Raw genomic sequence first — 20,937 nt, forward strand, 5'->3', positions numbered from 1 at the left:
AGTCCAGCACAAAACTTGAGTGGGCTCTTGTCAATGGGGCCGTGTGGTCATACGGGTACATACCCGGGCAGGGCCCGGTCAGTCGGCTCTGGGCTCGCCGGCGGGCACGCCACGGCGCACAACGTTCAGGCCGCCCCCGGAGGGACGGCCTGTGTCAGGTTCCGCTCGGATCAGGTGAGCTTCGCCGACAGGGTGATCGGGACGGCCTTCAGTGCCTGGCTGACCGGGCAGTTGGCCTTGGCGCCCTCGGCGGCGGCGACGAACGCGTCGTTGTCCAGGCCGGGGACCGTGCCCTCGACGGTGATGTGGATGCCGGTGATGCCCTCACCGGGCTGGAAGGTCACGTCGGCCGAGGTGACGAGCTTGGTGGGCGGGTTGCCGGCACCGGTCAGACCGTGCGACAGCGCCATGGAGAAGCAGCTGGAGTGGGCGGCGGCGATCAGCTCCTCGGGGCTGGTCTTGCCGTTCGCCTGCTCGGCGCGCGACGGCCACGACACCGGCTGCTGGCCGATGCCGGAGGAGTCGAAGGTGACGACGCCGTTGCCCTCGAGCAGGTTGCCTTCCCAGACGGTGTGTGCGGAGCGCGTGGTTGCCACGGTTGTTCCTTTCGCATGCTCTCGATGCGACCCCGTTTCCGGGCTCTCGGCCCCTATCCGATCACATTCCGGCTCACCGCACGCGGAACACCGGTCCACGCGCGGTGAACGGCAGTCGGGCACCTTGGGGAATCAGGTAGGCGTGCTCACGCCGTACCCGCAGCACATCGCACCAGCCGTCGGTGATCACCAGCACCGGCGCGCCCGGCGGGAAGTCCTCCGCCCGGTGCAGCAGGTCGATCCCGGGCTGCAGCACGATGGAGCCCTCGGGGAGTGCGTAGGCGCCGATCCGGCGGGTCCAGGAACAGGCAGTACGGCTCGTCACGGACGATCGCCTCCCGGTGCAGCTTTTGTTCTTCGTCAGCGGGTGCGTGGGGGTTACTCGCGCAGTTCCCCGCGCCCCTTGAGGCCTGCTGTCATCACGGCGTAGACCAGTACCCCTGCGAACAGGAACAGGACTCCCTGGTACACCGCCGCGTAGCCTGCTCCCGCTACCAGCCACATCGAGAAGGCGGCTGCCACTGAGGCGACCAGCGCGTCCCGGACCAGGCGTCCGCGGTCGACCAGTTCCCGTCGGCCCGCGACGAGGTGGAACAACTGGGCAGCCGTCGCCAGCAGATACGGGACCGTCGCCGTGAACGTCGTGACCAGGACCAGGACCTCGAAGACCTTCGCCGAGCCGAACGTGTAGTTGTAGACGGTCAGCAGGGAGGCGAGGACGACCGTCACGCCGACGCCGAAGGTGGGCACGCCGCGCTTCTTGCGGGCGAACGCCGCCGGGAACAGGCCGTCCTTCGCGGCCGCGTGCGGGGTCTGGGCGCTGAGCAGCGTCCAGCCGTTGAGGCAGCCGGTCATGGAGACCAGCGCGGCGAGCGCGACCGCCCAGCCGCCCCAGCCGCCGCCGAACATGGCGTTCACGGCGTCGGAGAAGGGCGCGGTGGAGTTCACCAGCTCGTCGTGCGCGACCGTGCCGAAGACCGCGAGCGTGCCCAGCAGGTAGACCAGCGCGGCGCCCGCGGTGCCGATGACGGTGGCCCGTGCGACGTTGCGGCGCGGGTTCTCGACCTCCCCGGCGCTGACGGCCGCGGACTCGACGCCGAGGTAGGAGAAGAGCAGGATCGCGGCGGAGGCCGAGACCGCGCCGATCGCGCTGCCGTCGCCGGTGTGGAACGGGCCGAGGTTGTCGGCGTCGAAGAAGAACAGCCCGCCGACCGCGACGAGCAGCAGCGGCGCGAACTTCAGCACGGTCGAGACCAGCTGGACGGCACCGACGTAGCGGGTGCCCGCGAAGTTGGCGAGGGCCGGCAGCCACTGGATGACCAGCGCGGCGAGACAGGCGGTCCAGCGGTGGTCGTTCACCGGGATCAGGACGTCGAGGTAGCCGACGGCGGCGACGGCGAGCGCCGCGTTGGACACCCAGGTGGTGATCCAGTAGGCCCAGGCGGCGAGGAACCCGGCGAAGTCGCCGAAGGCGGCGCGGGCGTAGACGTAGGGCCCGCCGGTGCGCGGGTCGCGCTCGGCGAGCCGCCCGAAGACCAGGGCGAGGGCGATGGCACCGACGGTCAGCACGCCGAAGGCGACCAGGCTGACGGTGCCGTAGGGGGCGACGGAGGCCGGGAGCAGGAAGATGCCGCCGCCGATGATGTTGCCCATGACCAGCGCGGTGGCGACGGGCAGCCCGAAGCGGCGGGCGTGCTTGCCGTTGCTCCCCGGGTCGGGGGCGGCGGGGGTCTCCTGCGGGGCCGGAGCCGACTGGGGGACGGTTCCGGTGACGTGCATGGGGTGGTGCGCCTCTCGTCGAACTGATGCCCGGGATCGCCGGGACGGCGCATATGGTCGGGCATGGCCCGGCACCGCTCCAAATCACACGATTTTGTCCTGTGTGGCCTGGTCCGGCGCCGTAAAAGCTGTGCCGTCGCGGACCGTGAGCCGGGAATCGTCCAGCGGCACCTGAGGCCCGTTGCACTCTCGCAGCCAGCGGCGCAGCACCCGGTGGACACCCTCCGCGCCGACCAGTTCCGCCCCGTCGGCCACCGGCGCGGACAGGGCGAGGGGCGACAGCAGGAAGGGACGGCCCTGGCAGCCGCCGAGGCCGCCGTGCGAGCCGATCTGCTCCTCGAAGGCGAGCACCTCGCCGTCGGCCGGGTCGTGGAAGGAGTTGACCATGATGTCGGCGGTGTGCGGGAAGGAGTGCGTGCGGCGCACGGCCGCCGCCGCGCCGGGCCCGAATCCGGCGAGCGGCCCGGAGTGATCGTCGTCGAGCTCGTCCACCGGGACCTCGGCGCCGTTGGCTGCGAGCACCACCCCGCCGTGCTCCTTGCTGCGGACGAGGAGGAAGCCGATGCCGGGGTGGTTGGCGAGGGTCGGCAGCAGCGCCGGGTGGCGGGCGTCGATCTCCTCCCTGCTCATCCGGTGGCGCACGTCCGGGAAGGAGATCAGGCCGAGATTGCCGGAGGCCAGCACGATCGGCTCCGAGCGGCGCGACGGGCGGCGCTGCTCGTGCTCCTCCTCCACCGGCCTGCGCAGCGCGGCCCGGACGGCCGCGCGGGCCTCCGCGCCGCTGCGGGTGCGCCCGGCCCGGCGAGGCACGGGCAGCCCGCTGCCGGCCCGGACCAGGTCGCCGAGGGTGAGGCCGTAGCGGGCGCGGAAGGTCTCGCCGGGGCTCTGGCCGTGGTCGGACAGGACGACGATCCGGTACGGGCGGGGGGCGTGCTCGGCGACCTTCTCGATCAGCGCGAGCGCCCGGTCGAGGCGCCCGAGGACCTTCTCGGCGTCGCGGCTCATCGGCCCGGAGTGGTGCGCCACCTCGTCGTACGCCACCAGGTCGGCGTAGACGGCGGTGCGCCCGGCGAGCAGGTCGCCCATCACCGCGGCGACGACGACGTCCCGTTCGACGACGGTCGCGAAGGCGCGCACGAACGGGTAGAGGCCGCCGCGCGAGACCCGGGGGCGGACCTTGTGCAGGCGGGCCCGCGTGGACTGGCAGATCTCGCGGCCGGCCTCGGCGACGAAGGACAGGGCGGTGCGCACGGCGTTGGCCGGGTCGGAGAAGTAGGCGAAGTAGCCGGCGCGGGAGCGGGTCTCGCGGCTGCGCCGCCGGGTGGCGATGGACAGCACGAGGGCCTGTTCGTCGGCGCCGCCGCTGAACAGGTTGCCGCGGCTGGCGCCGTCGACGGTGAGCAGTCCGCCCTCGCCGGTGCGTTCGACGGCGCGCCGCTGGAGTTCGGCGGCGCTGGTCGGCCGGTTGCTGACCATCACCTCCTGGGTGTCCTTCTCGTACCAGCGGAAGGCGGGGATGTCGAAGGTGCTGCCGTGCAGGATGCCGAGCTGGCTGGCGCCGGTCTGACTGGACCAGTCGGTGCGCCAGGGGGTGAGGCGGTGGGTGGGGCCGCCGTGGCCGTCGGCCGCCGCGTGGCCGAGCCAGCGGGCGACGGTCGGCATCAGCCCCTTGCCGACGGCGGCCGTCAGCACGTCGTGCCCGACGCCGTCGAGCTGGACGAAGACGGTGCCCGGGGTCACCGGGCCGGGCGGCAGGGCGCGGCGGCGCCGGTCGGCGAGGCGGTACAGGCGACGCCGGTAGGCGTCGTCGTCACGGACGGCGAGGGCGGCGCCGGTCGCGGAGGCGACGGCGGACATCGCGGCGGCGACCACCACCGCGGTCTCCGGGTCGACGGCGCCGCGTTCGGCGGGGTTCAGGCGCAGGGCGACGAGGAGCAGCGCGCCGTTGAGGAAGAACACCAGCAGCCCGAGCACCAGCGCGGGCACCAGCAGCAGGAGCCGTACGAGCAGCGGCCAGACCACGGCGGACAGCACACCGAAGGCGCCGGCCGCGAACGCGGCGGTCACGGCGATGGTGGTGGCGCTGTCGCCGTCGGCGCTCTGCAACTGGAAGTCGGGCAGGATCCCGGCGAGCACGAGCATGGTGACCGTGCTGACGGCCCACACCGTGACGCTCCGCCCCACCTGGCTGACGACCCGCCGCCAACGCCCTGCAAGCACGCCCCGCACACCTCACGTCCCGGCCCGCGCCGGAGCGGGCCTGCGTCCACAGTGTCACAACGCGCGCCGGAACCGATTCGTCCCCGGATACCCGGTACGACGGACCGTCAGCGCCCGTCGTACCCGGCCGTCGGCATGGACAGCCGTCGATGCACCTGCGCCTTCATCTGGGCGTCGTAGGACGGCTCGGCCCGCCCCACCGTCTCGACCCGCACCCCCCGCCGGGCGCACTCCGCCGTGAACTCCTCGACGTTCGACAGGGCGCTCTCCAGCACCCGGCGGCTCGGCGCCACGAAGACATCACGTCCGGGCCGTACGCCGTCCCACAGGGCGCCGTGGTCGGCGCGCAGCCCGCACACCAGCAGTTGCCGGGCGACGACGTACCCCCGCTCCGCGGCCCACCGCGCGCACATCGCGTGCTGGCTGCGGGAGTCGACCAGAAAGGGGTCCGCGTCCAGTTCCTCCAGCGGCGTCAGACTGGCGATCGCCGTGACGCGCAATGCTCCCATGGCGCCCCCTCACCTCCGGGTTTCGCCGCCGACCCTACTCCTGCCCGTAGGCTTCGGGGAGTCGCGTGAAGGAGGCAAAAGGTGCCGGTGGAGATCACCTGGTGGGGGCACGCCACCTGCACGGTCGCGGACTCGAACATACGCGTGCTCACCGATCCCCTGTTCGTCCGCAGGCTCGCCCATCTGCGCCGCCGCCGCGGCGCGCTCCCCCCGTCCGGCGCGTGGCGCGCGGATGTCGCCCTGGTCTCCCACCTGCACGCCGACCACCTGCATGTGCCGTCGCTGGCCCGGCTCGCGCCGGGCACGCGCCTGCTCGTACCCCGGGGCGCACCCCGGGCCGTACCGGCGCTGCGCCGGCTCGCCCATCTACGCGTGACCGAGATGGCCCCCGGCGACACCACCCGAGTGGCCGATCTGACCGTGCGGGCCGTGCCCGCGCGGCACGACGGTCGGCGGCTGCCGGTCGGCCCGCACCGCTCCCCCGCCCTCGGCTATGTCATCGAGGGCGAGGCCCGCACGTACTTCGCCGGGGACACCGGGCTGTTCGACACGATGGCGGCGGACGTCGGGCCGGTCGACGTGGCGCTGCTGCCGGTCGGCGGCTGGGGGCCCTACCTCGGCCACGGGCACCTGGACCCGAAGCTGGCCGCCGAGGCGCTGGCCCGGCTGGCGCCGCGCAGTGCGGTGCCGGTGCACTTCGGTACGTACTGGCCGATCGGCATGGACGCCGTACGCCCGCACGAGTTCCACGGGCCCGGCGCCGAGTTCGTGCGCCTCGCGGCGCGGTGGGCGCCGCAGGTGGCGGTGCATCTGCTCGGCCACGGGGAGAGTGTGCGCCTGGAGGTCGCCCGGTGAGCTGGCTCGCGGCCGCCACGACGCCCGTGCCGACGGAGTCCACGCAGCAGGCGATCGGCTATCCCTCGCTGTTCCTGCTGGTGCTGATCGGGGCGCTGGTGCCGGTCGTGCCGACGGGGGCGCTGGTGAGTTCGGCGGCCGTGGTGGCCTTTCACCAGACGGCGCCGTTCTCGCTGGCGCTGGTGTTCGTGACGGCGTCGCTGGCGGCGTTCCTCGGCGACGCCGCGCTGTACTGGCTGGGGCGGCGCGGGCTGAAGTCGAGGAACGGGTCGCGCTGGCTGGAGGCGATTCGGGCGCGGGCGCCGGAGGATCGGCTGGAGCGGGCGCAGGAGAAGCTTGCCGCGCACGGGGTCGCCGTGCTGGTGCTGTCCCGGCTGGTGCCGGCGGGGCGGTTGCCGGTGATGCTGGCGTGTCTGCTGGCGAAGTGGCCGATGCGGCGGTTCGCCCGGGGGAATCTGCCGGCGTGTCTGGCGTGGGCGGTGACGTATCAGCTGATCGGGATTCTGGGTGGCTCGCTGTTTCCGGAGCCGTGGGAGGGGGTGGTGGCGGTGGTGGGGCTGACGCTGGTCATCAGTGCGGTGCCGAGTGTGTGGCGGCGGGTTCGGGCTGCCAGGTGATGTGCGTCGCGGGCTGCCTGTCCATCGTGGCTTGGCGCGCAGTTCCCCGCGCCCCTCAGGGGACGTTGCTGTCCAGGACCCTTGAGGATCCCACCGGCAGATCCCACAGGTCCTCCCGCTCCAGGCCCGCCTTCTCCCAAGCTGTCCGCACCCGCGTGAGGGGTTCCAGGACCGGTTCCGCCGACAGGACGAACGTCGCCCAGTGCATGGGTGCCATCCGGTGCGCACCCAGGTCCTGTACGGCCCTCACCGCCTCCTCCGGGTCGCAGTGGACGTCGCTGAGCCACCAGCGTGGGTCGTAGGCGCCGATCGGCATCAGGGCGAGGTCGATGCCGGGGTAGCGGCGGCCGATGCGGGTGAACCAGTGGCCGTATCCCGTGTCGCCCGCGAAGTAGACCCGCCTGCCGTCGGGGTCGGTCAGCACCCAACCGCCCCACAGGGTGCGGCAGGTGTCGGTCAGGGTGCGCTTGGACCAGTGGTGGGCGGGGACGAAGTCGAAGCGGACGCCGTCCAGTTCGGCCGCCTCCCACCAGTCCAGCTCGGTGACGCGGGTGAAGCGGCGGCGGCGGAACCAGGCGGCGAGACCGGCCGGGACGAACATCGGTGTGTCGCGCGGGAGCCGGCGCAACGTGGGGGCGTCCAGGTGGTCGTAGTGGTTGTGGCTGATGACCACCGCGTCGATCCGCGGCAGTTCGCTCCAGGCGACCCCGACCGGCGTGATCCGGGCCGGCGTGCCCAGGATGCGGCGGGACCAGACCGGGTCGGTGAGCACCGTGAGCCCGCCGATACGCAGCACCCAACTGGCGTGTCCCGCCCAGGTGACGGCGACCGTGCGGGCGTCGACGCGGGGCAGCGGGCCGGGCTCGAACGGCAGCCGGGGGATGTCGGCGAGGCCCTCGCGGCCGGGTCGGACAGCGCCCTCGCGAGCGAACCGGGCGAGGGCCTTCATGCCGGGCAGCGGGGCGGTCAGCCGGTCGTGGAAGGTGCGGGGCCACACGCGCCGCTCGCCCAGCGGGCGGGGCTCGGCGAGTGGGGGGAACGGGGGCGCGAGCGGCGACATGGCCGATGCCGCCGCCGGCCTGGACGCCGGATCGTCGGACTCCTGGGTGGGCATGCTCGTGGTCGACTCGGACTGCTGCGTCATCGAGGAGGCTCCCATCGCTGAGCGTCGTCACGGAGATCGTCGAGGACCGACTTCAGGTTGATCAACGCACGTTGCACGTGTGGCAGTTCCAACGGCGCGGGTGAATCGAGGCATTCCGCGCGCTCGGCGTCCGTGCCGCCCAGCAGTGGGCCCGTGGACAGCCGTACGCGCAGTGCGGCCAGGTCGTCGCCGAAGCGGTGGCCGCCCGGTGCCGGCATACCGAGCCGGGCGGCGAGGAAGTCCTCCAGTTCCTGAGCGTCCCCCACGTCGTGCGCGGCGAGCCCGGATCGCAGCGGGCCGAGGTCGACGTACAGATGCCGGCCGGCCCGCGGCGGCCGGGCGAGGGCGCCCGCGGCGACCACGGCGTGGTGCGCGGCCTCGGCCACGCGCGTGTGCAGGCGTACGACGGCGTCCACATGGCCGCCGAGCGGTTCGGGCTCGCCCAGCGCGTAGCCGGCCGCGGCGGCGACCGGTCCTGCGACGCGGGCGCCGAGCGCGGTGAGCACATCCAGTACGCGCGCGTGCAGCCCGTTCCCGGCCTCGCCCGCGGGGAAGCGGGCGACGGCGGCGGGCCAGCCGGGCGGCAGCAGTGCCCCGGCCAGGTCGGTGACGACGGTGACCCGGTCGGGCAGCATCTCGGCCGGGCTGAGCAGCACCGTGTCGTGCGGGGCGTGCAGGGTGTCGCGCCAGGTCTCGTCGCTGACCAGGTGCAGTCCCTCGCCGGTGGCGGCCTCGACGGTCTCGTGCAGCAGCTCGGGGGGCGCCACCGTGGCCGTCGGGTCGTCGGCGACCGACAGCACCAGCAGCCGTGGATCCCCGCCCTCGGCGCGCACCCGGCGCACGGTCTCCAGCAGGGCGTACGGATCCGGTACGCCCCCGCACTCGGCGGGCGTCGCCACATGGAACACCGGCCGGCCGAGCAGGCGTGCGTACGGCGCCCACCAGGCGGCGCAGGGCCGTGGCACGAGGACGTCACCGCCGAGCGCGGCGGTCAGCGCGAGCAGCAGGGCGGGCGCCCCGGGAGCGGCCACGACGTGCTCGGGGCCCGTGTCCAGCCCCCGCCGCTCCCAATACCCGCAGGCCGCGTCCAGCAGCCCGGCACCGCCGCCCACCGGCTCACTGGCGGCACGGCCCGCGGCGGCGGCAAGCACGGCGGACAGCTCCGGCAGCACGGGCAGTCCGTCGTCGGGGAGGGGCGGCCCGTAGCGGACGGGGCCGTGGCCTTCCGGTGCCGTCCGCCGCATACGTACCTCCGCGCAGTCCCTGGTGCCGTGCCGGTGCCGTGTCGAGTCGCCCCGCAGCCGAGTGGGGTCGTCGGACGGTGCGTCGTTCGGTGCCGGTCGTGCTCTCGCGCTCTGCGTACCCAGCCGGGCCCCGCCTCAGGCGTCCCCCGGCGTGTCCCTGCGCCACAGCCGGTACCCGGCGGCACCGAGCGCTCCCGCGATCAGCAGCCCACCGGCGACCAGTGCGGGCACGGACACGCCGAAGGCCCCGCCCGACCCGGCGTGCACTCCGTGCTCGACCACGGGGCCACCGCACCACTGCTTCGGCTCGACGCACGTCGTCGTGCCGCTGCTCGCCACGGGCGCGGCGGTGAGGGTCGCGCTCCACGCCTTCCCCTTCGCACCGGCCGCCCCCGGGCAGGTCCCGTCGACGGTCCACGCCGAGTCCTGGCCGGCGGCCGCGATGACGGCAGTCCCCCGATACGCGGGCCCGGTCGCCGGGTCTTCCTTCCCGAACACCAGCCGCAACTTCACCGTGCCCTCGGCGAACGCCTTGGAGGTCGCGTCGATCACCTCGGGCGCGGCCCCGGTGATGGGATCACAGACGACGGCGACGGTGACGGTGCCGCCGGCCTGAACGGCGGAGGGAGACACCTCCGCGGCCGGATCCGCCGCCGCCAGGGGCACGGCCCCACCCAGAGCGGCCCCCGCCAGAACAACCACGGACAGGACACGGGCGCTGCGGCGCATGAGACGAGCTCCTTAGACCGACGAGGGGGGCACGAGGCCCGCACCCCCCACAGCCATCACAGCCCGCGACCACCACAGCCGCCCGCGCCCGGACCCCATTAGCGGGAACCACGCACCCAACCAGGTGAACAACGCCGTTCAGGCGGCCCCCCGCATCACTTCCTCCCGCACCCGATCACACGACCGACTGATCAACCGCGACACATGCATCTGCGAGATCCCCAACTGCTCGGCGATCCGACTCTGCGTCATGTCCCGGAAGAACCGCATGTACAGAATCGCCCGCTCCCGCTCCGGCAACGCGGCCAGCCGAGGCTTCACCGCCTCCCGGTCCACGACCGTGTCCAGCGCCGGATCGGCCGCCCCGAGCGCGTCACCGAGCGAGTACCCGTCCTCACTGCCCGGCAGCTCCGCGTCCAGCGACAACGCGCTGAAACTCTCCAGCGCCTCCAGCCCGGCCCGCACGTCCTCCTCGCTCATGTCGGCGTGCTCGGCGATCTCGGCCACACTCGGCTGCCGCCCCGAGGCACCCTGTACGCCCGCCGACAGCTCCTGGACGGCGACCCGCACCCGATTGCGCAGATCCTGCACCCGGCGCGGCACGTGCAACGTCCACATGTGGTCCCGGAAGTGCCGCTTGATCTCACCGGTGACCGTGGGCACGGCATAGCTCTCGAACGCGTGCCCGCGCGCGGGGTCGTACCGGTCGACGGCCTTGACCAGCCCGAGGGCCGCGACCTGACGCAGGTCCTCGTAGTTCTCGCCCCGGCTGCGGAACCGTCCGGCCAGCCGTTCCGCCATGGGCAGCCAGGCCTCGACGAGCTCGTCGCGCAGCGCGTCGCGCTCTGGTCCGGCGGGCAGTTCGGCGAGGCGGCGGAAGGCGGCGGCGGTGTCGGGGGCGTCGTCGTGGGGGTGGTGCTTAGCGCTCTCTGGGGCGGTTCGCATGATGCGTCGCAACTCCCTTGGAAATGCTGTGCGTTGGACGGTCACCGTGGGAGCGCGTACACGGTCCTGGACGGACGCACGCGGGGCCGGTCGGGCCGCTCCCACGGACGTGCCTCCTGTCCGAAGCACTGTGTCGCGCCTGCCCCGGGCCCCTGGGCGCAAACGCCCGTACCGGGTTTTCCGGTTGCGCGGAGGGTGACTCGTAGCGGGAGCTGCCCATGTCGTCACGTCCTGGAGGTCACTCCATGAGCACCAAGGTCTCCGACCACGTTCTGCAGCGGTTGCGCGAATGGGGGGTGGAGCACGTCTTCGGCTACCCCGGCGACGGGATCAACGGCCTGCTCGCCGCCTGGGGCCGCGCCGAGGACCAGCCGCGCTTCATCCAGTCCCGGCACGAGGAGATGTCCGCGTTCCAGGCGGTCGGCTACGCCAAGTTCAGCGGCCGCCTCGGGGTGTGCGCGGCCACGTCGGGACCGGGCGCGATCCACCTGCTCAACGGGCTGTACGACGCCAAGCTCGACCATGTGCCGGTGCTGGCGATCGTCGGCCAGACGCACCGTACGGCGATGGGCGGCTCGTACCAGCAGGAGGTGGACCTGCACTCGCTGTTCAAGGACGTCGCCTCGGACTTCCTGGAGACGGTGACGGTGCCCGAGCAGCTGCCGAACGTGCTGGACCGGGCGATCCGCACCGCCTACGCGCGCCGCGCCCCGACCGCGGTCATCATCCCCGGGGACGTGCAGGAGCTCGACTACGCGGCGCCGACGCACGAGTTCAAGATGGTGCCCTCCAGCCTGGACCGCAGCGCGTGGACGGCGATCCCGTCCGAGGATTCGCTGCACCGGGCGGCGGAGGTTCTCAACGCCGGTGACAAGGTGGCGATCCTGGTCGGTCAGGGCGCGTCGGGGGCGCGCGCGGAGGTGGAGCGGATCGCCGAGCTGCTCGGCGCGGGCGTCGCCAAGGCGCTGCTCGGCAAGGACGCGCTGAGCGACGAACTGCCGTACGTCACCGGCTCGATCGGCCTGCTGGGCACCCGTCCGTCGTACGAGCTGATGCGTGACTGCGACACGCTGCTGACCATCGGCTCCTCGTTCCCGTACACGCAGTTCCTGCCGGAGTTCGGCAAGGCGCGCGGGGTGCAGATCGACATCGACCCGCACATGGTCGGGATGCGTTATCCGTACGAGGTGAATCTCGTCGGCGACGCCGGGGAGACCCTGCGGCGGCTGATCCCGCTGCTGGACGCCGACCGTGGGCGCGAGTGGTACGAGACGGTGTGCGACAACGTGCGGCACTGGCGGCAGGTGATGGAACGCCGGGCGGAACTGTCGGCGGACCCGATCAACCCGGAGTACGTGGCCCACGCCCTGGACCCGCTGCTGCCCGAGAACGCGATCGTCACGTCCGACTCGGGTTCGGCGGCCAACTGGTACGCCCGCCATCTGACGATGCGCGGCGGCATGCGTTCCTCGCTCTCCGGGACGCTGGCGACGATGGGCTGCGGGGTGCCGTACGCGATCGGCGCGAAGTTCGCGCACCCGGACCGGCCCGCGATCGCACTGGTCGGCGACGGGGCGATGCAGATGAATGGACTCGCGGAGCTGATCACGGCGGCGAAGTACCAGGGCCGCTGGCAGGATCCGCGGCTGGTGGTCGCCGTATGGAACAACCACGACCTGAACCAGGTCACCTGGGAGATGCGGGCCATGGGGGGCGCGCCGTCCTTCCTGCCCTCCCAGCAACTGCCGGACGTGCAGTACGCGGCCTTCGCCCGCTCCCTGGGCCTGACCGGGGTCCGGGTGGAGAAGCCGGAGGACGTGGAGGCGGGCTGGCGGGCCGGTCTGGAGGCCGACGGCCCGGCGGTGATCGAGTTCCTGACCGACCCTGCGGTGCCGCCGATCCCGCCGCACGCGACGTGGGAGCAGATGGAGGCGACGGCCGCGTCGATCCTGAAGGGCGACGCCGACCGGGGCTCCATGGTCAGGCAGGGGTTCAAGGCGAAGGTGCAGGAGTTCCTGCCGCGGCGGGAGAAGAAGTAGGCCGAGGTGTTGGACGGCGCTGAATAGTTCGGGGCGCACGAAAGCGTTGCGGCCCCTGCTGTCCGACGTGGCCGCGAACATCACCGGCGCCGACTACGTCATCGACGGCGACACCGTCAAGACGGTCCGAGCCCCGCCCACCCGGTGTCGCCGCCCGCCCTCCGGGTACGCGGTGCGCACCCCGAAGATCTGGAGCACACCATGCAGCGAGGCAGTGACCGGCTGAGCGTCCACCGGGACGAAGAGATGAAGCACGAACTGCAGGGGCTGCTCAGGTCGGGCCACCCCACCCGCACGGAGGAGTGGCACGACCCCGAGCCCACCGCCGAGGACGACCCGCGCATCGCGGGCGGCCCGGTCATGCCGGGCTCGTTGGCGGAGGTCCGCCTGGAGCTGGGCCGGATCCTGGGCCGCACCGCGTTCCCGGCCGGCCCGGGCGACCTGATCAGCGCCCTGCGCCGGCGCAACGCGCCCGACGCCCTGATCGAGCCGCTGCGGCGGCTGCCCCGCTCGGCCCGCTACGGCAACGTGCAGAAGCTGGCCGAGGCCCTGACCCACGGTGAGCGGCGGAGGGAGACGTGATGATGGCCGACTATGTGCGGGAAGTGATGACGCCGGGGGTGGTGGCGGTCCGGCCGGACGCCTCGCTGGTGGAGGCGGCGCAGCTGATGCGTGCGCAGGACATCGGCGATGTCGTGGTGGCCGACGGACAGCGTGTGGTCGGGGTGCTCACCGACCGGGACATCACCGTGCGGGCGGTCGCCGAGGGCATCGACCCGCTGACGGTGAGTGCCGCGTCGGTGTGCACCCCGGACCCGGTGGTGGTCGGGCCCCAGGACCCGGTGTCGACGGCGGTGGCGCTGATGCGCGAGAAGGCCGTACGCCGCCTGCCGGTCGTCGAGGACGGCCTGCCCGTCGGGATGGTGAGTCTCGGGGACCTCGCTCTGGCGCAGGACCCGGAGAGCGCCCTCGCCGACATCAGCAGGGCCGAACCGGACACGGCCACACGCCCCGCGCCCGACATCCGGGGCCCGGTGTGACGGCCAGGGCAGGGAACAAGCACACGGAAGGACGCTGAAGGATCATGCGTATCGCGTTTCTGACCGCGCCCGAGGGAGTCGAGCAGGTCGAGCTGACCGACCCCTGGAAGGCGGCCACAGACGCCGGGCACGAACCGGTGCTCGTATCGACGAAGAGCGGCGAGATCCAGGCTTTCAACCACCTCGACAAGGCGGACACGTTCCCCGTCGACGAGGTGGTGGGCGAGACCTCCGCGGACTCCTTCGGCGGGCTGGTGCTGCCGGGCGGGGTCGCCAACCCGGACTTCCTGCGGATGGACCCCAAGGCCGTGGCCTTCGTCCGGGACTTCTTCGAGCAGGGCCGTCCGGTCGCGGCGATCTGCCACGCGCCGTGGACGCTGGTCGAGGCCGACGTCGTACGGGGCCGGGTGCTGACCTCCTGGCCGAGCCTGCGGACCGACATCCGCAACGCGGGCGGCACCTGGGTGGACGAGCAGGTGAAGGTGTGCGACCACGGCACCAACAAGCTCGTCACCAGCCGCAAGCCGGGCGACCTGAAGGCGTTCTGCGAGACGTTCCTGGAGGTGTTCGCGAAGGAGACCGCGTGATCGCGTAACGGCGTAACCGGACCGCGTCATGGCGCAACCGGACCGCGTCATCGCGTAACCGGCCGCGTAACCGGATCATGCGACGAGCCGGGCCGGGTTCCGCAGGGCGGGGCCCGGTCCGCGCGTGTCACGCGCTCGGGCTGCGGTCCGGGCCGGACTCACGGTCCGCGGCGCTGCCCGAACCCCACTTGCCCACCGGGGTCTGTGCGTCGCGGGAGCCGTTCCCGGCGCGTTCCCGGGCGCCGTCGCGGGTGCGGCCCGGGGCGACGAAGCGGCGCGGGTTGCGACGCAGGTACTCGCCCTCCAGCTGGGCCATGCGTTCGTTGTGCGCGCGCAGCGCGTCGTTCGAGCCGTACAGCAGGGTGTCGTGGCGCGTGCGGTGGATGGTCTCCAGCTCTTTCATGAGCTGCTGGTCATCCAGCCGGCCCGGGTCGACTCCGGTCATCGTGGTGCCCCGCTCGTCGTGTTCTCTCATGCGGTACGGGTACCCGCCCGGCAAGCAAGCACTGCACTGCCCCCGAGCGGCAACCGGGAGGGAGCCATGGATCTCGCGTTCCTGCATCCACTCTACGAACATCCGGGCCCCTGGGCCTCCGTCTACGTCGACCTGTCCCGGCATACGGAGGACACGCCGCTCGAACGGCATCTGACGGCCGAGGCGATGGCCCGGGAGCTCGCGGGGCAGGGCGCCGACGAGGCGACCTGCCGGGCCGTGCGGGACGCGATCGAGGAGCTGAAGCACTCGCCGGAGCCGCACGGGCGGGCCCTGTTCGCCCGTGCGGGTCAGGTGGTCCTCGACCCGCCGCTGGCCCGCGCCCCGCAGCGCGGCTGGGCCGAGTGGGCGCCGCTGCCCCGGGCCACCCCGCTGCTGGACCTGACCGGCGAGGACGCGGTGGCCGTGGTGGCCTACATCGACCGCAGGGGCGCCGACTTCGAGCTGCGCAGTGCGCTGGCCCGGGAGACGGCCGGTTCGGTCACCGGACGGCAGTGGCCCGTGCACCGGACGAGCACCGTCGACTGGTCGGAGCGGCACTTCCAGCTGCGGGTGGAGAACACCTGGGAGCACAATGCGGCGGAGATCGCCGACGCACTCGCGGTGTGCCAGGAGGAGACCCGCGCAGACCTGCTGATCCTGGTCGGTTCGGACCGGGAGCAGCGGGCCGTGCACGAGCGGCTGCCCCAGCGGCTGCACGACCGCGTGGTGGAGGCCCCGCACGGGGCGGGCAGCCGGCTGCTCGACGGGGACGTCGAGGAGGCCCGCGCCACTCATGTGCGCCGGCATGCCGAGGCGGAGCTGGAGCGGTTCCTGGCGGCCCGGGCTCCGGACGACGAGGGCCGCGCCGGGGCGGTGGAGGGCGTGCCCGCGCTGATCGAGGCGGCGCGTGAACACCGTGTCGACGAGCTGGTCGTCCGCCCGGACGGCGGTGACACGCACCGCGAGGTGTGGATCGGTGAGGACGCCGACCAGCTGGCGGTCCGTCGTACGGACCTGAAGATCCTCGGCGAACAGCACTCCTGGTCCGCCCGCGCGGACGACGCCCTCCTGCGCTCGGCGGTCGCCACGAACGCCCCCGCGATCTCACTGGCCCCCGCCGAGGCGGCCCGAGAGCAGGACGTGCCGGTGGGCGGCCTGGGCGCCCTGCTGCGCTGGTCGTAACCCGCCCGGGGCGGGCCCGGCCACCGGGCCTGCCCACACGGCCTGCCCACACGGACACCCCTGGGCGCTCGGCCGCCGGGCCTGCCCGTCCTTCGCATGGTCGTGCCACCAGCGGGTCGGCGGGCTACCGGGCCCGCTCCACCCGGCGCTCGTCCCACACCGGCTCCGGCGTCTCCCGGACGCGGCCGTCGCTGCCGAAGACCAGGAAGCGGTCGAAGGAGCGGGCGAACCAGCGGTCGTGGGTGACCGCGAGGACCGTGCCGTCGAACGCCTCCAGGCCCTCCTGGAGCGCCTCGGCGGACTCCAGGTCCAGGTTGTCGGTGGGCTCGTCGAGGAGCAGGGCGGTGACACCCTGGAGTTCCAGCAGCAGGATCTGGAAGCGGGCCTGCTGGCCACCCGAGAGTCGGTCGAAGGTCTGTTCGGCCTGGCCGGTCAGCTCGTAGCGCCGCAGCCGCGACATGGCGGCGCCCCGGTCCTGGGCGTGCTCCCGCCACAGGATGTCCAGTAGGGAGCGGCCCATGAGCTCGGGATGCGCGTGCGTCTGCGCGAAGTGGCCGGGCACGACCCGCGCCCCGAGCTTCCACTCCCCCGTGTGCGCCACGTCCTCCCCGGCGAGCAGCCGCAGGAAGTGCGACTTGCCGGAGCCGTTGGAGCCGAGGACGGCAACCCGCTCGCCGTAGAAGACCTCCAGGTCGAACGGCTTCATCAGGCCGGTGAGTTCGAGGCCCGCGCAGGTGACGGCCCGAACCCCGGTCCGGCCGCCCTTGAGCCGCATGGTGATGTCCTGCTCGCGCGGCGGCTCCGGCGGCGGGCCCGCCTCCTCGAACTTGCGCAGCCTGGTCTGGGCCGCCGCGTACCGGGACGCCATCTCGTGGCTGACGGAGGCGGCCTGGCGCAGGTTCAGCACCAGCTTCTTCAGCTGGGCGTGCTTCTCGTCCCAGCGTCTGCGCAACTCCTCGAAACGGGCGAAGCGTTCACGCCGGGCCTCGTGGTAGGTCGCGAAGCCGCCGCCGTGCACCCAGGCGTCCGCGCCGGCCGGGCCGGGTTCCACGGAGACGATCTTCTCGGCGGTGCGGGCGAGCAGTTCGCGGTCGTGGGAGACGAACAGCACCGTTTTGCGGGTCTCGGTGAGCCGCTCCTCCAGCCAGCGTTTGCCGGGTACGTCGAGGTAGTTGTCGGGCTCGTCGAGCAGCAGCACCTCGTCGGTGCCGCGCAACAGCGCCTCCAGCACGAGCCGTTTCTGCTCGCCGCCGGACAGGGTCCGCACCTGCCGCCACTGCGCCTTCTCGTACGGCACCCCGAGCGCGGCCGTGGTGCACATGTCCCACAGCGTCTCCGCCTCGTAGCCGCGCGCCTCGGCCCAGTCGGCGAGCGCCTGCGCGTACGTCAGCTGGGCGGCCTCGTCGTCGACGGTCATGATGGCGTGCTCTGCGGCGTCGACGGCCTTCGCGGCCTCACGGATGCGGGGCGGCGACACCGACACCAGCAGGTCGCGTACGGTCGTCTCGTCCCGTACGGATCCCACGAACTGCCGCATCACGCCGAGCCCGCCGCTCACGGTGACGGTGCCGCCGTGCGGTTTCAGCTCGCCGGAGAGCAGCCGGAGCAGGGTGGTCTTGCCGGCGCCGTTGGGTCCGACGAGGGCGACGACGGCACCCTCGCCCACCCGGAAGGACACGTCGCCGAGCAGTGCCCTCCCGTCGGGGAGGTGGTACTCGATGTGCGCGGCTTCCAGATGTCCCATGGGGCCGCATTGTGCGGGCGGGCGGTGCGGCGGGGCAAACCCTTATCCCGCGTGCCCGCTCTCGTCCACCGGGCGCCCGGTGGGTCCGCCCTCGCCCACGGGGGCGACCGTGGCGCCCGCCCAGGTCAGGGCCTTCCAGCCGTCGGCCGGGGAGCCTTCGAGGATCACGACACCGGTGTTGTCGAGGGGGTGCGCGGCGGCGAAGGCCACGTCGACGTTGTCGGCGCGGGCGGCCGTCCACATCCGGATCGCGGCGCCGTGGCTGACCATGGCGACGGTCCCGGCGCCACTGTCGGCGGCCTCCGCGACCACGGCGTCGTACCGCGCGAGCGCCTCCGCGCCGCTCTCCCCGCCCGGCATCCGCAGGGCGGTCTCCCCGGCCGCCCAGGCGAAGGCGATCCGCATGTACTCCTCGCCGCGCGCCGAGTCGCCCGGCAGCATCTCCAGGTCGCCCGCCGACAGCTCACGGATGCCGTCACGCACGATGACGTCGAGGCCGCGGGCCGCGGCGAGCGGCGCGGCGGTGAGCTGGGTGCGCACGAGCGTGGAGGCGTAGACCGCCTCGATGTCCTCGTCGGCGAGCGCGGCCGGCAGGGCGGCCGCCTGGCGTTCGCCGAGTTCGGTCAGGCCCGGTCCGGGGACGGCGGTGTCCAGCAAGTAGGCGACGTTGGACGGGGTCTGGCCGTGGCGGACGAGCAGCAGGCGCATCGATGTGTTCCTCCGAGTGCCGGTCACCACCGGCCGGACAGAAAACGGCCACTTCAGGGTACCCGCCCCTACATGAGCCCAGACGTCGACCTCACCGTCCCGAAACCCGGCCGCCACGTCCTGCGCGAGCGGCTGCTCGCGCTGGACTGCCGGCTGTTCGAGTTCGCCGCCCAACGGCACTGGCCCGCCGCCGAACCCGTCCTGCCCAGGCTGAGCCGCAGCGCCAACCACGGTCTGCTGTGGTTCGCGACCGCCGGCGTCATCGCGGCCAGCCGCACCCCGAGGGCCCGCCGGGCCGCCGCACGCGGTGTGGCCTCCCTCGCCCTGGCCTCGGCCACCATCAACACCATCGGCAAGCGCAGCGTGCGCCGCTCGCGCCCGGTCCTCGACCCCGTGCCGGCCGTCCGCCATCTGAAGCGGCAGCCGATCACCACGTCGTTCCCGTCCGGCCACTCCGCCTCGGCCGCGGCCTTCGCGGCCGGCGTGGCCATGGAGTCCCCGACCTGGGGAGCCGTCGTCGCCCCGGTGGCGTTCTCGGTGGCCATGTCGCGCGTCTACACCGGCGTCCACTTCCCGAGCGACGTGCTGGCGGGCGCGGCCCTCGGCGTGGGTGCCGCGTTGGCGGTACGGGGGCTGGTGCCGACCCGCGACCAGGTCGCCCTGCCGCCCCGGCCGCGCGCCGACGCCCCGGCGCTGCCCGAGGGCGAGGGGCTGGTCGTCGTCGCCAACACGGCGGCGGGCAGTTCCGACCGGGTGCGGGCGCTGCGCGACGCGCTGCCCCGGGCGGAGGTCGTGGAGTGCGTGCCGGAGGACGTGCCGGACGAGTTGGAGAAGGCGGCCGCCCGGGCCCGGGTGCTCGGTGTGTGCGGCGGCGACGGCACGGTGAACGCGGCCGCCGAGATCGCCCTGCGCCGTCGTCTGCCGCTCGCCGTGCTGCCCGGTGGCACGCTCAACCACTTCGCGTACGACCTTGGTGTGGAGGACGTCCGGGCGCTGGCCCGATCAGTTCAGGAGGGGCACACGGTCCGGGTGGACGTCGGCCGGTTCCGCTGCGGCGAGAAGTGGGGCGTCTTCGTGAACACGTGCAGCCTGGGCGTCTATCCGGAGCTGGTGCGTGAGCGGGACCGCTGGTCGCACCGGATCGGCAGCTGGCCCGCCGGGGTGCTGGCGGCGCTGCGTGTCCTGCGCGCCGACCGGCATCCGCTGGAGGCCGAACTCGGCGGCCGGGCACGGCCGTTGTGGCTGCTGTTCGCGGGGAACGGCACCTACCACCGGATGGGGCTCGCGCCGGCCCGCCGTATGGACCTCGCGGACGGGCAGCTCGACGTGCGGGTCGTGCACGGCGGCCGGGGTCCGGCGCTGCGGCTGCTCGCCGCCGCCCTCGCCGGCCCGCTGACCCGCTCCCCCGCCCACGCCGCCGTCCAGGTCCGCCGGCTGCGGCTGTCCGGCGTCGCCCCGGGCACGCTCCTCGCCTACGACGGCGAGGTCACCGAGGTGGAAGGCGAGGTGACGCTGGAGAAGGAGCCGGAGGCGCTGGTGGTCTACCGGCCGCTCCCCCAGCAGAACTGACACTCAGTCAGTCCATATGGCAGAACACTCTGTCTCACCATTCGGCCAGCGCGTACGTTGAGCGTGGGACGTGGAACCGGTCCGACGAGAAGGGGTACCGCCATGCCGAAAGCGCAGGAGACCGCCGTCTACACGCACGGGCACCACGAGTCCGTGCTGCGTTCGCACATCTGGCGGACCGCCGCCAATTCGGCGGCGTACCTCCTCGGCTCGCTGAAGCCGCGCATGCGGATCCTGGACATCGGCTGCGGGCCCGGCACCATCACCGCCGACCTGGCCGCACTGGTCCCGGACGGGCACGTCACCGGCGTCGACCGGGCGCCGGAGATCCTGGACCGGGCGCGCGCCACGGCCATGGACCGGGGACTGACCAACGTGGACTTCGCGGTCGCCGACGTGCACGCCCTGGACTTCCCCGACGACACGTTCTGCGTGGTCCACGCCCACCAGGTGCTCCAGCACGTCGGCGACCCGGTGCAGGCGCTGCGCGAGATGAAGCGGGTGACGAGGCCGGGCGGGCTGATCGCCGCCCGCGACGGGGACTACGCCGCGATGACCTGGTACCCCGGCTCACCCGGCCTGGACGACTGGCTGGAGCTGTACCGGCGGGTGGCCCGCGCCAACGGGGGTGAGCCGGACGCGGGGCGGCGGCTGAAGGCCTGGGCGCTGCGGGCGGGGCTCACCGACGTCACGGCCACGTCGAGCACCTGGACCTTCGCGGCGCCGGACGAGCGGGAGTGGTGGAGCGGCCTGTGGGCGGACCGCACCCTGGCGTCCGCCTACGCGCGGCAGGCCACCGAGGGCGGTCATGCCACCGAGGAACAGTTGCGGGCCATGGCTCGGGCGTGGCGGGAGTGGGGGAAAGCGGCCGACGGCTGGTTCGGCGTTCTGCACGGAGAAATTCTGTGCCGCAAGGAAGGCTGAAAAAGCGATTTCGGGAAACTCGGTCGGCAGG

General features: G+C 73.2%; 21 protein-coding genes and 1 pseudogene. 10 read left to right on the top strand and 12 right to left on the bottom strand.

All coding sequences use genetic code 11. The features are described from left to right. Positions 1 to 170 precede the first annotated feature (170 nt). The 5 genes and pseudogenes from I2W78_RS04895 to I2W78_RS04915 all read right to left on the bottom strand — a co-directional run bounded on the left by I2W78_RS04895 (position 171) and on the right by I2W78_RS04915 (position 5,104). A complete protein-coding gene (locus I2W78_RS04895; protein ID WP_196457269.1) occupies positions 171 to 596 on the bottom strand; it encodes an OsmC family protein in 426 nt (141 codons plus the stop codon). Positions 597 to 669: 73 nt separating this feature from the next. Beyond that, positions 670 to 861: pseudogene (locus I2W78_RS04900) on the bottom strand (DUF2201 family putative metallopeptidase); the annotation flags it as partial. Positions 862 to 974: 113 nt separating this feature from the next. Next, entirely contained in the window at positions 975 to 2,375 is a 1,401-nt protein-coding gene (locus I2W78_RS04905; RefSeq protein WP_196457271.1) for an amino acid permease, read from the bottom strand. An 84-nt stretch (positions 2,376 to 2,459) separates the two neighbouring features. Further along, on the bottom strand, positions 2,460 to 4,604 hold the full coding sequence (locus I2W78_RS04910; RefSeq protein ID WP_196457273.1) for a phage holin family protein: 2,145 nt from the start codon (positions 4,602 to 4,604) through the stop codon (positions 2,460 to 2,462). Between the two features lie 98 nt (positions 4,605 to 4,702). After that, complete coding sequence (locus tag I2W78_RS04915; protein WP_196457275.1) at positions 4,703 to 5,104, bottom strand: hypothetical protein; 402 nt, start codon at positions 5,102 to 5,104, stop codon at positions 4,703 to 4,705. Between the two features lie 81 nt (positions 5,105 to 5,185). Here I2W78_RS04915 and I2W78_RS04920 point away from each other — a divergent pair, with 81 nt between their 5' ends. Continuing rightward, complete coding sequence (locus I2W78_RS04920; RefSeq protein ID WP_196457277.1) at positions 5,186 to 5,959, top strand: MBL fold metallo-hydrolase; 774 nt, start codon at positions 5,186 to 5,188, stop codon at positions 5,957 to 5,959. Further along, a complete protein-coding gene (locus I2W78_RS04925; RefSeq protein WP_196457279.1) occupies positions 5,956 to 6,576 on the top strand; it encodes a DedA family protein in 621 nt (206 codons plus the stop codon). The genes I2W78_RS04920 and I2W78_RS04925 overlap by 4 nt, the downstream gene beginning before the upstream one ends. Before the next feature lie 55 nt (positions 6,577 to 6,631). Here the strand turns inward: I2W78_RS04925 and I2W78_RS04930 are convergent, their stop codons facing one another. From I2W78_RS04930 to I2W78_RS04945, 4 genes are all read right to left on the bottom strand, one after another. Then, positions 6,632 to 7,720 carry an MBL fold metallo-hydrolase gene (locus I2W78_RS04930; RefSeq protein ID WP_196457281.1) on the bottom strand — a complete coding sequence of 363 codons (1,089 nt, stop codon included), beginning with the start codon at positions 7,718 to 7,720 and terminating at the stop codon, positions 6,632 to 6,634. Beyond that, the gene (locus I2W78_RS04935) at positions 7,717 to 8,964 is read right to left on the bottom strand and encodes an aminotransferase class I/II-fold pyridoxal phosphate-dependent enzyme (protein WP_196457283.1); all 1,248 of its coding nucleotides are present in this window, start codon (positions 8,962 to 8,964) and stop codon (positions 7,717 to 7,719) included. The genes I2W78_RS04930 and I2W78_RS04935 overlap by 4 nt, the downstream gene beginning before the upstream one ends. Positions 8,965 to 9,099: 135 nt before the next feature. Next, on the bottom strand, positions 9,100 to 9,693 hold the full coding sequence (locus I2W78_RS04940) for a hypothetical protein (RefSeq protein ID WP_196457285.1): 594 nt from the start codon (positions 9,691 to 9,693) through the stop codon (positions 9,100 to 9,102). Positions 9,694 to 9,831: 138 nt separating this feature from the next. Continuing rightward, positions 9,832 to 10,638 carry an RNA polymerase sigma factor SigF gene (locus I2W78_RS04945; protein ID WP_196457287.1) on the bottom strand — a complete coding sequence of 269 codons (807 nt, stop codon included), beginning with the start codon at positions 10,636 to 10,638 and terminating at the stop codon, positions 9,832 to 9,834. 245 nt (positions 10,639 to 10,883) lie between these two features. On the opposite strand from I2W78_RS04945, the gene I2W78_RS04950 reads away from it, so the two are divergent. The 5 genes from I2W78_RS04950 (at position 10,884) to I2W78_RS04970 (ending at position 14,304) form a co-directional block, all read left to right on the top strand. Beyond that, on the top strand, positions 10,884 to 12,677 hold the full coding sequence (locus tag I2W78_RS04950) for a thiamine pyrophosphate-requiring protein (protein ID WP_196457289.1): 1,794 nt from the start codon (positions 10,884 to 10,886) through the stop codon (positions 12,675 to 12,677). A gap of 67 nt (positions 12,678 to 12,744) precedes the next feature. After that, a complete protein-coding gene (locus tag I2W78_RS40150) occupies positions 12,745 to 12,903 on the top strand; it encodes a hypothetical protein (RefSeq protein ID WP_230885328.1) in 159 nt (52 codons plus the stop codon). After that, positions 12,879 to 13,259: a DUF2795 domain-containing protein gene (locus I2W78_RS04960; protein WP_196457291.1), complete on the top strand. Its 381-nt coding sequence runs from the start codon at positions 12,879 to 12,881 to the stop codon at positions 13,257 to 13,259. The genes I2W78_RS40150 and I2W78_RS04960 overlap by 25 nt, the downstream gene beginning before the upstream one ends. 2 nt (positions 13,260 to 13,261) lie before the next feature. Beyond that, on the top strand, positions 13,262 to 13,717 hold the full coding sequence (locus I2W78_RS04965; RefSeq protein ID WP_196464420.1) for a CBS domain-containing protein: 456 nt from the start codon (positions 13,262 to 13,264) through the stop codon (positions 13,715 to 13,717). Between the two features lie 44 nt (positions 13,718 to 13,761). After that, positions 13,762 to 14,304: a type 1 glutamine amidotransferase domain-containing protein gene (locus I2W78_RS04970; RefSeq protein WP_196457293.1), complete on the top strand. Its 543-nt coding sequence runs from the start codon at positions 13,762 to 13,764 to the stop codon at positions 14,302 to 14,304. A gap of 127 nt (positions 14,305 to 14,431) precedes the next feature. On the opposite strand, the gene I2W78_RS04975 is transcribed toward I2W78_RS04970, so the two are convergent. Then, on the bottom strand, positions 14,432 to 14,779 hold the full coding sequence (locus I2W78_RS04975) for a DUF6158 family protein (protein WP_230885329.1): 348 nt from the start codon (positions 14,777 to 14,779) through the stop codon (positions 14,432 to 14,434). A gap of 66 nt (positions 14,780 to 14,845) precedes the next feature. On the opposite strand from I2W78_RS04975, the gene I2W78_RS04980 reads away from it, so the two are divergent. Beyond that, positions 14,846 to 15,961 (top strand): baeRF2 domain-containing protein, encoded by a 1,116-nt coding sequence (locus tag I2W78_RS04980; protein ID WP_196457295.1) that lies wholly within the window; start codon positions 14,846 to 14,848, stop codon positions 15,959 to 15,961. A 124-nt stretch (positions 15,962 to 16,085) separates the two neighbouring features. Here I2W78_RS04980 and I2W78_RS04985 read toward each other — a convergent pair whose 3' ends face one another. Together I2W78_RS04985 and I2W78_RS04990 are read right to left on the bottom strand one after the other, a co-directional pair. Continuing rightward, a complete protein-coding gene (locus tag I2W78_RS04985) occupies positions 16,086 to 17,705 on the bottom strand; it encodes an ABC-F family ATP-binding cassette domain-containing protein (RefSeq protein ID WP_196457297.1) in 1,620 nt (539 codons plus the stop codon). Between the two features lie 42 nt (positions 17,706 to 17,747). Then, positions 17,748 to 18,413 carry a histidine phosphatase family protein gene (locus tag I2W78_RS04990; protein ID WP_196457299.1) on the bottom strand — a complete coding sequence of 222 codons (666 nt, stop codon included), beginning with the start codon at positions 18,411 to 18,413 and terminating at the stop codon, positions 17,748 to 17,750. A gap of 72 nt (positions 18,414 to 18,485) precedes the next feature. Between I2W78_RS04990 and I2W78_RS04995 the strand changes: the two genes are divergently transcribed. Continuing rightward, entirely contained in the window at positions 18,486 to 19,982 is a 1,497-nt protein-coding gene (locus I2W78_RS04995; RefSeq protein ID WP_196457301.1) for a bifunctional phosphatase PAP2/diacylglycerol kinase family protein, read from the top strand. A gap of 102 nt (positions 19,983 to 20,084) precedes the next feature. Further along, entirely contained in the window at positions 20,085 to 20,906 is an 822-nt protein-coding gene (locus tag I2W78_RS05000) for a class I SAM-dependent methyltransferase (protein ID WP_196457303.1), read from the top strand. Positions 20,907 to 20,937 lie beyond the last annotated feature (31 nt).

Origin of the sequence: Streptomyces spinoverrucosus, assembly GCF_015712165.1 — a bacterium.
GTDB classification, from domain to species: Bacteria; Actinomycetota; Actinomycetes; order Streptomycetales; family Streptomycetaceae; genus Streptomyces; species Streptomyces spinoverrucosus_A.

Coding starts and splice junctions, on each gene's coding strand:
- I2W78_RS04965 (WP_196464420.1), top strand. CDS start 13,262: ATGGCCGACTATGTGCGGGAAGTGATGACGCCGGGGGTGGTGGCGGTC.
- I2W78_RS04990 (WP_196457299.1), bottom strand. CDS start 18,413: ATGCGCCTGCTGCTCGTCCGCCACGGCCAGACCCCGTCCAACGTCGCC.
- I2W78_RS04980 (WP_196457295.1), top strand. CDS start 14,846: ATGGATCTCGCGTTCCTGCATCCACTCTACGAACATCCGGGCCCCTGG.
- I2W78_RS04975 (WP_230885329.1), bottom strand. CDS start 14,779: ATGAGAGAACACGACGAGCGGGGCACCACGATGACCGGAGTCGACCCG.
- I2W78_RS05000 (WP_196457303.1), top strand. CDS start 20,085: ATGCCGAAAGCGCAGGAGACCGCCGTCTACACGCACGGGCACCACGAG.
- I2W78_RS04945 (WP_196457287.1), bottom strand. CDS start 10,638: ATGCGAACCGCCCCAGAGAGCGCTAAGCACCACCCCCACGACGACGCC.
- I2W78_RS04960 (WP_196457291.1), top strand. CDS start 12,879: ATGCAGCGAGGCAGTGACCGGCTGAGCGTCCACCGGGACGAAGAGATG.
- I2W78_RS04995 (WP_196457301.1), top strand. CDS start 18,486: ATGAGCCCAGACGTCGACCTCACCGTCCCGAAACCCGGCCGCCACGTC.
- I2W78_RS04985 (WP_196457297.1), bottom strand. CDS start 17,705: ATGGGACATCTGGAAGCCGCGCACATCGAGTACCACCTCCCCGACGGG.
- I2W78_RS04930 (WP_196457281.1), bottom strand. CDS start 7,720: ATGACGCAGCAGTCCGAGTCGACCACGAGCATGCCCACCCAGGAGTCC.
- I2W78_RS04935 (WP_196457283.1), bottom strand. CDS start 8,964: ATGCGGCGGACGGCACCGGAAGGCCACGGCCCCGTCCGCTACGGGCCG.
- I2W78_RS04970 (WP_196457293.1), top strand. CDS start 13,762: ATGCGTATCGCGTTTCTGACCGCGCCCGAGGGAGTCGAGCAGGTCGAG.
- I2W78_RS04950 (WP_196457289.1), top strand. CDS start 10,884: ATGAGCACCAAGGTCTCCGACCACGTTCTGCAGCGGTTGCGCGAATGG.
- I2W78_RS04940 (WP_196457285.1), bottom strand. CDS start 9,693: ATGCGCCGCAGCGCCCGTGTCCTGTCCGTGGTTGTTCTGGCGGGGGCC.
- I2W78_RS04915 (WP_196457275.1), bottom strand. CDS start 5,104: ATGGGAGCATTGCGCGTCACGGCGATCGCCAGTCTGACGCCGCTGGAG.
- I2W78_RS04905 (WP_196457271.1), bottom strand. CDS start 2,375: ATGCACGTCACCGGAACCGTCCCCCAGTCGGCTCCGGCCCCGCAGGAG.